The organism is Bacillus sp. 11B20 (genome assembly GCF_056098985.1).
In genome coordinates this window covers 272,250-283,711 of record NZ_JBLZWZ010000006.1, presented here as the reverse complement: position 1 = coordinate 283,711, position 11,462 = coordinate 272,250, and the positions used below count along the sequence as shown (strand labels likewise).

Here is an 11,462-nt window from a genome sequence, read left to right as displayed (position 1 = left end):
CGCCGCTAACATCCGGGAGCAAGCTCCCTTCTGTCCGCTCGACTTGCATGTATTAGGCACGCCGCCAGCGTTCGTCCTGAGCCAGGATCAAACTCTCCGAGGTATGCAGGATGCATATCACACATGCTTTGCTACACGATGTAGCGAACTTAGCATGTGATCATTTCCTGCCTCGTCAGCGTTTGACTGACTACCTATGAAGTATCATAGGATTTTTTTATAAAAACTCGAATTAACAGGTACGTTTTGTCTTGTTTAGTTTTCAAAGATCATGTTCGTTATCGCTCAGAGGCGACTTTCTTAATATAACATTTGAGCACCGTGTGCGTCAAGTGTTTTTTAGAATTTCTTTTTGTCAGCTTTTCTTTCAAAGCAACTCAGTTGCTCGTTAGCGACGTTTAATAATATACCATCATAATATTCATGCGTCAATATCTTTTTTCACAAAATATCCTCGATGATAGATTTTTTGTCCCTTTGTCTCAATCGGCTCCACTTGAACAATTCCTTTTTCCACAAAGAAATCAATCATCACGCTAAGGTCAGGTGTAAAATACTTTAGATCAGGGTGGGCAAGAAGCTCACCAAAAAGCCATATATCCTTCTGTTCCATGACATGACGCAAATGAGCGGCACCAATTTCTGCTTTTGAATGGATCAAAAAATCATTTGCTAAAAATAAAAGTTCTAAACGCTTATGCAGACTTTCATGACTTTCAATCAGTTCTGAATAAAGTTTGTATACTTCGGGCTCCATATGACGCACTTGGTTCCAAACGGTCACTTCTGGGTGGAAGCCTTTATCAATTACTTCAATACGTGCTAAGTGATGCAGGGCATGCACAATGGAATTATATGCATCAAGGAATTGATTTGACTCAAAAAATGCTTTTCCTTCTATATATCTGCGAATGAGCTTGCCATATTCTAAACCGATTTTGAGCTTGCGGTTTGAAAACGGGAATGTACTTAGTTCATCAATTAAGTTGAAAATATATTCATTTCGATCAAACAGGACTTTTCCATTCAAAATCCAATCGATGATTCGTCGGTTAGTACCAAGGGTAATCCATTCCTTCAGTTGATCATCTGTGACAACGTTTAAAGAAGCTGTTTGGTGATCGGATTCATAGTGCTTGATAAATAACGGTTCTTCCGCTTCTTTTACGATGACTAAAAGTGCTGCATCAAAGTTATCCGTCTCAGAAGATACTTTATGTCTTCTTTCTACTATAATCACAGCTAATGTATCTGGATGGCTTGCTCTCTCTTGATAAATAGGACGGAGAAGATTTTCCATAGTGATTCCTCCAATACTCGGGTGTAAAGTTCTTCTCTAATGCTATGTATTTCTCCTCATAGAATCAAAAATCCTTCAATACATGAAAAAAGATCATTGAATCATTATAAGCAATTTATTCACAAAACTCTATAACTAATTCAAACGGAAAGGTAAAATGTGCTATATTGGAGACAAGGGGGACTAGGGATGGCGAAATACTCCAGTAAGATTAATAAAATCAGAACATTTGCACTTAGTTTGGTTTTTGTTGGCTTTCTGATCATGTATATCGGTGTGTTCTTCAAGGAATCGATCTGGCTGTCGACTTTCTTTATGCTGCTCGGCGTCTTATCGATTGGATTAAGTACAGCCGTTTACTTTTGGATTGGTATGCTTTCTACGAAGGCAGTACGTGTCGTTTGTCCAGGCTGTGAGAAGGAAACAAAAGTGCTTGGGCGTGTGGACATGTGCATGCATTGCAGGGAGCCGCTTACACTTGATCCAGCATTAGAAGGTAAAGAGTTTGATGAATCCTACAATCGAAAAAAGTCATAAAAATAAGCTGACCATTTAACCGGTCAGCTTTTTTCATTAATGATTTTCTTTTTTCGCACATTCTTGACAAGTTCCATAGATCTCCAAGCGATGATGACTAACTGTAAAGCCCGTCACATGGGATGCAAGCTGTTCAACTTCATCAAGGCCAGGATAGTGAAAGTCCACGATTTTTCCGCAGTTTTCACAAATCGCATGGTAGTGGTCAGATGTCGCAAAATCAAATCGGCTTGAGGAATCACCATACGTTAATTCCTTTACTAATCCAGATTCCCGGAAGACTCGTAAATTGTTGTAAACCGTTGCGACACTCATATTTGGAAATTTTCCTTCAAGTGCTTTATATATATCGTCTGCGGTTGGGTGAGTCATAGAATTTACGAGAAACTCCAAGATGGCATGGCGCTGCGGAGTAATTCGAACACCGGTTTCTTTTAGAGCATCTAAAGCGTCTTTTAGTTCGTGAGCAGCCATTTCATCATGCACCTCTCTTCAAAAATATTCTTATATTGTAATCTTTATAAATAGTGTACCCCCAGAGCCGAAACTTTGTCAATTACAATCCTCTTTTTTACCTATTCTTCTTTACAAAAAAGACCGGCATGACTGCCGATCTCATCCTGTTAGGATATTAAGCGTGAGCTTTCAATTCCTCAAGCGCTTCCTCCACGTGGTCTTTTACCTTTACTTTTCGCCATTCTTTCACAAGCGTGCCTTCTTTATTAATAAGAAACGTTGAACGCTCGATTCCCATATATTCTTTGCCAAAGTTCTTTTTCAGCTTCCATACGCCAAAGGCTTCAGACAATTTCTGTTCATCGTCTACAAGAAGCAGGAACGGCAAATCATGTTTTTCTTTAAACTTTTGGTGCTTGTCCTGACTGTCTGGGCTTACGCCGATAATGACAGCATCTAGTTCTGCAAAGCTTTGATGGCGGTCGCGGAAATCACATGCTTCTGTTGTACAGCCTGGTGTCATATCTTTTGGATAGAAATAAAGAACAATATGTTTTCCTTTAAAATCAGAAAGCTTTACTTTCTCCCCATTGTCACCGGTTAATTCAATGTCAGGTACTTGCTGCCCTACTTCGATTGTCATGACACAATCCCTCCAACCTATTTTTTAATTAGCCTATCCAATTTTGAGAGGATATTCAACTAAGGACGCTTGCATCGGCATGTTAAAATAATGATAGACGACGTGATACGTTGAGATAGGAGGCTATTTATGAAATTCACAGAATCAGAAAAATTACATCAAGAGGCGCTGGAGCACATTGTTGGAGGTGTCAACAGCCCGTCTCGTTCATATAAGGCAGTAGGCGGCGGTTCACCCGTTGCGATGGAAAGAGGAGAAGGCGCTTATTTTTGGGATGTTGACGGAAACCGCTATATCGACTATCTAGCAGCATACGGTCCAATTATTACAGGACACGCCCACCCGCATATTACAAAAGCCATCACGAAAGCGGCTGAAACAGGTGTCCTTTACGGAACACCAACGAAGCATGAAGTCACTTTTGCTAAAATGCTGAAGGAAGCCATGCCTGCTTTGGACAAAGTTCGTTTTGTCAACTCAGGTACAGAAGCGGTGATGACAACGATTCGAGTAGCTCGCGCATATACAGGCAGAACAAAAATTATTAAGTTTGCCGGATGCTATCACGGCCACTCTGATCTTGTACTAGTGGCAGCAGGCTCTGGTCCTTCCACTTTAGGAACACCTGATTCCGCGGGTGTACCAAAGAGTATCGCCAATGAAGTCATTACCGTTCCATTTAATGATATTGACAGCTATAAAGAAGCATTGGATCGCTGGGGCGATGAAGTAGCTGCTGTCCTTGTCGAGCCAATTGTCGGGAACTTCGGCATCGTGGAACCTAAGGACGGTTTCCTGCAGCAGGTCAATGACCTCACACATGAAAAAGGCGCACTGGTGATTTATGATGAAGTCATTACCGCTTTCCGCTTTATGTATGGCGGTGCACAGGACTTGCTTCAAGTAAAACCTGACCTTACTGCATTAGGAAAAATTATTGGCGGCGGACTTCCTATCGGTGCTTACGGCGGTAAAAAAGAAATTATGGAGCAAGTTGCTCCGCTTGGACCAGCCTATCAAGCTGGCACAATGGCAGGAAATCCTGCATCCATTCTTTCAGGTATTGCCTGCTTGGAAGTGTTAAAAGAAGATGGCGTTTACGAACGTCTTGATCAGCTTGGCGCTATGTTAGAAGAAGGCATTTTAACCCATGCCAAAAAGCATCAAGTAGATATTACAGTGAATCGCTTAAAAGGTGCTCTCACAATTTATTTCACAACAGAAACGATTGTGAACTACGAGCAGGCTGAAAATACGGATGGCGAAATGTTTGCCCGCTTCTTCAAATTAATGCTCGCGCAAGGCATTAACCTCGCTCCTTCTAAATATGAAGCTTGGTTCTTAACAATTGCACATACTGAAAAAGATATTTCCGAGACGCTGCAAGCAGTAGATCATGCGTTTGCACAGCTGAAACAATCATAATGAAGTCCAAAACAGGCGTAAAAACATGCGCCTGTTTTTTTATTGACCAGCTCTTGTTTGTCAAAAGCGTGCGAATCTGTTACATTTCTTCTCAATACCTTCTTTTGATGTTTTCATGAACTTTCAAAAATCACTTGAATATTTCGGAAGACCGCTGTATATTACTTAGTTGTTTCATCAAAATATGAATGATAAATGACGAGTGATCTTCTATTATCGAAAAGAAAGGAATGCAGGGACAAAACCAATGAAACTTGGAGCCCGTATTTTAAAAACTGGTATTGCCATTGTACTCGCGCTTTACCTGGCAACATGGCTTGGGTTGCCAACGCCCGTCTTCGCGGGAATTGCAGCTGTATTTGCTATCCAGCCATCTATTTATCGATCTTTTTTAACTATTGTTGATCAAGTGCAAGCCAATATTATTGGAGCAGCACTTGCCATTACGTTCGGTCTGCTTTTTGGCACAGGACCAGTCATTATCGGTTTAACCGCCGTCATGGTTATCGCCATTAATTTAAAGCTGAAGATTGAACACACAATTCCAATTGCACTTGTAACCGTCATCGCGATTTTAGAAAGTGCAGGGGATCATTTCCTTTCCTTTGCCTTAATTAGAACAGCTACTGTGGTGTTAGGAGTTCTTTCTTCATTTTTAGTGAATTTAATCTTCCTGCCGCCAAAGTATGAAACAAAGCTTGTTCATCACATTATGGAAAATACGGAGGAGATTTTAAAATGGATCCGTCTGACCTCCAGACAGTCTACTGATCATTCCACTTTAAAGGATGACATCGATCAAATAAAAGAACGCATGATCAAATTAGATCACATTTACTTGTTATACAAAGAAGAACGAAGCTATTTAAAGAAAACCACCTATGTCAAATCAAGAAAACTTGTTTTGTTCAGGCAGGCCATTATGGCATCAAATCGCGCGCTATATTTGCTGAAAAAGCTTCATAAATTAGAAAATGAGATTCATTTGATGCCAGAGCATTTCAGGGAAAGCCTAACGGATGAAATTGATTATTTACTGTATTGGCATGAGCGCACCTTGATGAAATTCGTCGGAAAAATGAAGCCGCAGGACGATGAATTTCAAAATGAATGCTCTCTTCGCCTTGAGACGTTAACGAAATCATTTATTCAGCATCAGCAAAACCAAGAAAACGACTTACTCGATTACAATATGCTGAATGTCATGTCCAGCATCATTGAGTACCGTGATGAATTAGAGCATTTAGATACATTGATTACAAGCTTCCAGACGTATCACCCAAAAGATAGTGAAATTGAGACAGAAGAAAAAGAAGCATAAACAGAAAAGACCGATTCCTAGAATCGGTCTTAAATTGTTGACAAAGAGCTAAAATGATCTTGATTTTATCTCTTTGTCTTCTTTTCAGCGTGCTCTGAAAACCTTTGCAGTCTAGGAAGAACGAGTACTGGAGCGGAGCGAATTGAGTATTCGTGAGCACCGGCACGCAGGACTGACACCGAATGCGAGGGTTTGTCAGTGCGCTGAGACCGATTCTGAGAATCGGTCTTATTTTATTTTCTTCATTTTAGGATCCAGTGTGTCTCTTAATCCATCCCCCATCAGGTTAAAGCCTAGAACCGTCAGCATGATTGCTATCCCTGGGAAGAATAATGTCCAAGGGGCTTGAACGAGATAAGGTCTCGCGTCGGCGAGCATTTTTCCCCATTCTGGACTTGGCGCCTGTGCACCCAATCCTAAAAAGCCTAAAGCCGCTGCCTCAATAATTGCCGTTCCGATCGCTAGCGTCGCCTGTACGATGACCGGCACCATACTATTTGGCAGAATGTGGCGCAGCACGATGCGGCGGTGTGACATCCCAACCGCCTTTGCTGCCAGCACGTATTCTTCTTGTTTAATACTCAGTACTTTTGAACGAACGAGCCGTCCAAAAGTTGGGACATTAATAATCGCAATGGCAATAAGGGCATTTTGTAAGGAGGGGCCTAGGATGGAGACAATAGCAATCGCTAAGAGAATGCTAGGAAAAGCAAGTAAAATATCAAACAATCTCGAGATCACAGCATCTAGCACTCTTCCGCCATAGCCAGCTATCAATCCAAGCAGTGTGCCTAAAATGACAGACCCGAGAACCGAGAAGAAACCGACCCATAAGGAAATCCGTGCTCCATGCACAACTCTTGAAAAGATATCTCTACCGAAATCATCTGTACCAAACCAGTGTGCAGCTGAGGGGGCACTAAATCGCTCACCAAGTGATTGTTCATTGATTCCATAAGGAGCAATGAGCGGTGCAAAGATCGCTAGGATGAGAAATAAAAAGACAATCACACTGCCAATGACCGCCAGCTTATGCTGAAAGAACTGTTTCATTGATTCAAGAATCAATGATTGAGGGCGTTCATCTTTTGGCTGAGGTGGGTCAAGCTCTTTTTGTGCTTCCATATTGTCACTCTCCTTCCCTAATATTTAATCCTTGGATCAATAACCGCATACAAGATGTCCACAATGAAATTGATCAGGACAAATATGAGCGCAACGACGAGAATGCCTGTTTGAATGACTGGGTAATCACGATAACTGATGGCGTCATATATATACCGGCCAATTCCCGGCCAAGCAAAAATGGTTTCTGTTAAAATCGCTCCACCAAGTAAGAGGCCTGTCTGAAGACCAATAATCGTCAAGATCGGAATGAGCGCATTTTTCAGACCATGCTGATAAATGATGAACAATGAACGTACCCCTTTTGCTTTTGCTGTTCGAATAAAATCTGAATGAAGCACTTCCAGCATACTTGCCCTTGTAATTCTCGCAATAATCGCTGCAGGGATTGTCGCGAGTGCTGTACTTGGTAAGATCAAATGCTTGATACTGTCAGCGAATTGATCAAACCGGCCTTGCAAAAGCGTGTCCAGTGTATGAATATACGTAATCGACTCCACTGGATTCCTTACGTCTTCTCGGCCCGTTGTCGGCAAAATACCTAATTCGATCGAGAACAGCCACTGCCCCATTAAGCCTAACCAGAAAATCGGCATGGACACTCCGATAAGTGCAATAAACATCGCGGCATAATCAAAGAAAGAATGCTTAAACCAAGCACTAATGATTCCGGCATTCACTCCCACGACAATCGCCAGCACCATGGCAAAAAAGGTCAATTCTAACGTCGCAAATAAGTAAGGCTTCATTTCCTGGGCAATAGCCGCTCCTGTTCGAATGGAGGTCCCTAAATCCCCTTTTAAAAGGCCAAGCATATAATGACCATATTGAACATACCATGGCTGATCTAAACCGAGCTGGATCGTTAATTGTTCTACTGCCTCTTTCGTTGCCCGCTGTCCTAAGATGACCTGCGCTGGATTTCCAGGTATAAAACGAATAATTGAAAACACGACCAATGTCATTCCGATCAGTACTGGGATGAGCATTCCTGCCCGCTTCATACAATAAGCAAACAAACAGCTTTCACCGCCTTCATCTTTGTTTGAATAAGGGAGATATAAGATCTCCCTTATTTGCTTATTCGAAATACACGTCAGTTAAAGCTTCTGAACCGGTTGGATGCGGCTGGTAGCCTTTTAAATCATTAGATGCGGCAAGCATTGGAATTGAATGCACCAATGGAATCCAAGGTGCTTCGTCATGAATGATTTCCTGTGCTTTTTTATACAGCTCATTTCGTTTCTTTTGATCTGTGTCTGTTTGCGCTTCAATGAGGATGTCATGCATTTTATCGTTTTCGAAGAATGTATAGTTGTTACCGCCAATGCTGTCTTTGTCCAGCAGTGTGTAAATGAAATTATCAGGATCGCCATTGTCTCCTGTCCAGCCTAATAAGAACACATCTGCTTCCCCTTTACTTGCTTTATCTAAATAGGTCGCCCAGTCATATGTCACAATTTCTGCTTTGACACCGACTTTTTCAAAATTTGACTGAATGACTTCTGCTACCTTCATCCCATCTGGCATGTATGGACGTGGTACAGGCATCGCCCAAAGTTTGATGCGAAAGCCATCAGGGAAGCCCGCTTCTTTTAATAGTTCTTTCGCTTTTTCTGGATCATACGGATATGGCTCAATGTCATCATTGTAGCCTTCTAAAGCTGGCGGCAATGGGTTTTTTGCGGGCTCAGCAAGTCCGCCATAAAATGACTCAATAATCGATTCTTTATCGACCGCATAATTGAGTGCCTGACGAACCAGCTTGTTATCAAGCGGCTTTCTTGTGACGGTCAGTCCGATATACCCTACGTTCATCGATGGTCTTTCAATGAGCTGGAGTGCTTTGTCGGTTTTAATGCCATCTAAATCTGACGGATTCACGCCATCCATTAAGTCGATCTCTCCTGTTTTCAAGGCATTTAAACGAGCAGAGTTTTCTGGAATGGAGCGGAAGATGATTTGATTCAGCTTTGGTTTATCCTTCTCCCAATAATCGTCATTCTTTTCTAACACGATACGGTCGTTTTGCTTCCACTCTTTAAACTTGAATGGTCCTGTCCCCACCGGATTTTCTCTAAATGAATCACCGCTTTTTTCAACGGCCGCTGGACTGGCAATGCCAAATGGTGACATGGCAATGTTTTTGAGGAATGTTGCCTGCGGACGCTTTAGCTGAAATTCAATTTCATGCTCGCCTTTGACGATGATGTCTTTAATGACATGCCCTTTATCTTTTTTATAGCCGCCAAACATGCCATAGTAAGGGAACTTTTCTGCGTCTCCATTCATCCAGCGGTCAAAGTTGAATTTCACTGCTTCTGCGTTAAAATCTGTGCCATCATGAAATTTCACACCTTCTCTTAAGTAGAACGTGTATGATTTTCCGTCCTTTGCAACATCCCATTCTGTTGCGAGGCCGGGATGGATGGTCGTGTCTTTCTCACCGTAATTCAAAAGCTTTTCAAATATATTCTCTGTGACCTTGAAGGTTTCGCCTTCTGTCGTTGTGATTGGATCTAGTGAAGTGGAATCTCCCCCTCTGCCAAATACGAGGGTATCTTTTGTTGCCTTTTCTTCCGATGTCGGTGATGATGAGCATCCCCCTAAAAAGAGCGCCAGTGCCAGCACAAAAATGAAACTACTGAATAACCATGTCTTCTTCATTGTGTTCCTCCTTTTGATATAAATAACACGCGGCCGCGTGCCCCGGTTCCTTCTCATACAAAGCAGGAACGGCTTTCAGGCATGTCTCCCATCTTTTTGGACACCTTTTGTAGAAAGGACAGCCGCCGCGTTCCGCCATTGTGGTCTCTTCTGCTGCCACATCTTGCGACTCTAGTACGTGATCCATATGTGGAATGGATTTCAGAAGCAGCGACGTATAGGGATGAAGCGGGCTGTGAAACACCTCTTCGGCAGGCCCCATCTCGACAATGCGCCCAGCATACATGACGGCGATCCGGTCGCTCATATATCTGACAACCCCAAGGTCGTGAGAAATAAATAGATACGTCAGAGCAAGCGTCTTTTGTAATTCAAGCATCAAATTCAAAATTTGCGCTTGAACGGATACATCTAAAGCCGAAACTGGTTCATCGGCAATGACAAGACTTGGGTGCGTAATGAGCGCTCTAGCAATGCCAATACGCTGCCTTTGTCCGCCGCTGAATTGGTGCGCATAACGTTCCCCGTAGGAAGGATCAAATCCAACAATGTGCAGCATCTCTTTAACCCGTTTCCGTCTTTCTGCTTTCGTCCCATGATGATGAACAATCAGCGGTTCCTCTAAAATATCTTTGATTTTCATTCTCGGATTTAAAGAAGCATAAGGATCTTGAAAGATCATTTGAATATCTTTTCTTAAGGAACGCATGTCTCGTTCTTTCAGAAGGGTGATCTCCCGCCCTTTTAATTGAATAGAGCCTGACGTCGGTTCAGTCAATCTCATCAAGCTTTTGCCAAGTGTTGATTTCCCGCAGCCTGATTCACCAACAATGCCAAGCGTTTCTCCTTCCTTCACGTGAAAGGAGACTTGATTTAAAGCCAAAGTCGATTGTTTATGTTTAGAAAAAAAAGCAGCTGTGTCATACCGTTTTGTCAGCTGATTCACTTGCAAGAGTGGGTGACTCAGTGTCTTCTCCTCCTTCCATTAGAAAACATGCCACGCGGTGATCGTGTTCAATGGATTGTAAGGCTGGATCTTTTTCAAGACATTGCGTCATTTGATATGGACAGCGTGGTGCAAATTGACAGCCGGACCGGATGGCCCCTGGCTTAGGCACATGACCTGCAATAGAGATGAGTTTTTCTTTTTTCTCTTTAAACGATGGAACTGAGGCGAAAAGACCTTTCGTGTAGGGATGCAGAGGTTTTTGAAAAATACGGTCAACGGTTCCTTCTTCTACAATTCGACCGGCATACATAATCATGACTCGCTGGCATATTTGCCGCACGACACCTAGATCATGGGTAATAAATAAAATAGCAGTGTCCATCTCTTCGTTCAGCTTTTTGAGCAGACGAAGGATTTGCGCTTGGATGGTGACATCAAGTGCAGTTGTCGGTTCATCAGCGATCATGAGCTTTGGGTGACAAAGCATTGCCATTGCAATCATCACACGCTGGCGCATACCGCCTGATAATTCATGTGGATATTTTTTCAGCAGCGATTCTGCTTGCTTCAACCCAACTGTTTGAAGCAGATCAATCGCCTTCGCTTTTGCTTCTTTTTGACCGATTGATTGATGTGTGAAAAGGGCTTCCGTCATTTGTTTGCCGATGGTCATTAATGGATTCAGAGAAGTCATGGGCTCTTGGAAAATCATCGAAATGTCATTTCCTCTTATCTCTCGCCACTGTTTCTCTGAAAGTGACAGCAGATTTTGCCCTTCGAAATGAACCTCGCCCGTTGTATCGGTTTGCTGATTCAGACCCATCAATGACATGCTTGTGATGCTTTTCCCGCAGCCAGATTCGCCCACAATTCCTAACGTTTCCCCTTTTTGTATCGAGAACGATATGTGATGGACGATGGGCACTTTTTGCTTTTTCTGCTGAAACGCAATGGACAGCTGTTTGACATCTAGCAGCACGTCTTGTTCTTTCACATATTCACCACCCCGTCATACTTTTTAAAATTGTATTGAGACAAG

Annotated in this window: 11 protein-coding genes and 1 rRNA gene; 3 read left to right on the top strand and 9 right to left on the bottom strand. The window is 42.5% G+C overall.

The window, feature by feature from the left end:
* Together ACN6NB_RS04145 and ACN6NB_RS04140 are read right to left on the bottom strand one after the other, a co-directional pair.
* Positions 1–103, bottom strand: a 16S ribosomal RNA gene (locus ACN6NB_RS04145); the annotation flags it as partial.
* A 318-nt stretch (positions 104–421) separates the two neighbouring features.
* Complete coding sequence (locus ACN6NB_RS04140) at positions 422–1,300, bottom strand: nucleotidyltransferase-like protein (protein ID WP_024425790.1); 879 nt, start codon at positions 1,298–1,300, stop codon at positions 422–424.
* Between the two features lie 189 nt (positions 1,301–1,489).
* Between ACN6NB_RS04140 and ACN6NB_RS04135 the strand changes: the two genes are divergently transcribed.
* Entirely contained in the window at positions 1,490–1,837 is a 348-nt protein-coding gene (locus ACN6NB_RS04135; protein WP_024425201.1) for a YgzB family protein, read from the top strand.
* Positions 1,838–1,873: 36 nt separating this feature from the next.
* Here ACN6NB_RS04135 and perR read toward each other — a convergent pair whose 3' ends face one another.
* Both perR and bcp read right to left on the bottom strand, forming a co-directional pair.
* Entirely contained in the window at positions 1,874–2,311 is a 438-nt protein-coding gene (gene perR / locus ACN6NB_RS04130; RefSeq protein ID WP_003217782.1) for a peroxide-responsive transcriptional repressor PerR, read from the bottom strand.
* A gap of 157 nt (positions 2,312–2,468) precedes the next feature.
* Positions 2,469–2,936, bottom strand: a complete 468-nt coding sequence (gene bcp / locus ACN6NB_RS04125) for a thioredoxin-dependent thiol peroxidase (protein ID WP_024425791.1) — start codon at positions 2,934–2,936, stop codon at positions 2,469–2,471.
* A 129-nt stretch (positions 2,937–3,065) separates the two neighbouring features.
* Here bcp and ACN6NB_RS04120 point away from each other — a divergent pair, with 129 nt between their 5' ends.
* Both ACN6NB_RS04120 and ACN6NB_RS04115 read left to right on the top strand, forming a co-directional pair.
* Positions 3,066–4,361: a glutamate-1-semialdehyde 2,1-aminomutase gene (locus ACN6NB_RS04120; protein ID WP_064497769.1), complete on the top strand. Its 1,296-nt coding sequence runs from the start codon at positions 3,066–3,068 to the stop codon at positions 4,359–4,361.
* A gap of 247 nt (positions 4,362–4,608) precedes the next feature.
* The gene (locus ACN6NB_RS04115) at positions 4,609–5,682 is read left to right on the top strand and encodes an FUSC family protein (RefSeq protein WP_039177329.1); all 1,074 of its coding nucleotides are present in this window, start codon (positions 4,609–4,611) and stop codon (positions 5,680–5,682) included.
* A 228-nt stretch (positions 5,683–5,910) separates the two neighbouring features.
* On the opposite strand, the gene ACN6NB_RS04110 is transcribed toward ACN6NB_RS04115, so the two are convergent.
* The 5 genes from ACN6NB_RS04110 to ACN6NB_RS04090 all read right to left on the bottom strand — a co-directional run bounded on the left by ACN6NB_RS04110 (position 5,911) and on the right by ACN6NB_RS04090 (position 11,417).
* Positions 5,911–6,807, bottom strand: coding sequence for an ABC transporter permease (locus ACN6NB_RS04110; protein ID WP_048240058.1), 897 nt, complete (start codon positions 6,805–6,807; stop codon positions 5,911–5,913).
* 17 nt (positions 6,808–6,824) lie between these two features.
* A complete protein-coding gene (locus ACN6NB_RS04105) occupies positions 6,825–7,826 on the bottom strand; it encodes an ABC transporter permease (protein ID WP_041087395.1) in 1,002 nt (333 codons plus the stop codon).
* A 61-nt stretch (positions 7,827–7,887) separates the two neighbouring features.
* Positions 7,888–9,474 (bottom strand): ABC transporter substrate-binding protein, encoded by a 1,587-nt coding sequence (locus ACN6NB_RS04100; RefSeq protein ID WP_144464372.1) that lies wholly within the window; start codon positions 9,472–9,474, stop codon positions 7,888–7,890.
* The gene (locus ACN6NB_RS04095; protein ID WP_144464370.1) at positions 9,449–10,426 is read right to left on the bottom strand and encodes an ABC transporter ATP-binding protein; all 978 of its coding nucleotides are present in this window, start codon (positions 10,424–10,426) and stop codon (positions 9,449–9,451) included. The genes ACN6NB_RS04100 and ACN6NB_RS04095 overlap by 26 nt, the downstream gene beginning before the upstream one ends.
* Positions 10,395–11,417, bottom strand: a complete 1,023-nt coding sequence (locus tag ACN6NB_RS04090) for an ABC transporter ATP-binding protein (protein ID WP_327842400.1) — start codon at positions 11,415–11,417, stop codon at positions 10,395–10,397. The genes ACN6NB_RS04095 and ACN6NB_RS04090 overlap by 32 nt, the downstream gene beginning before the upstream one ends.
* Between the last annotated feature and the right edge of the window lie 45 nt (positions 11,418–11,462).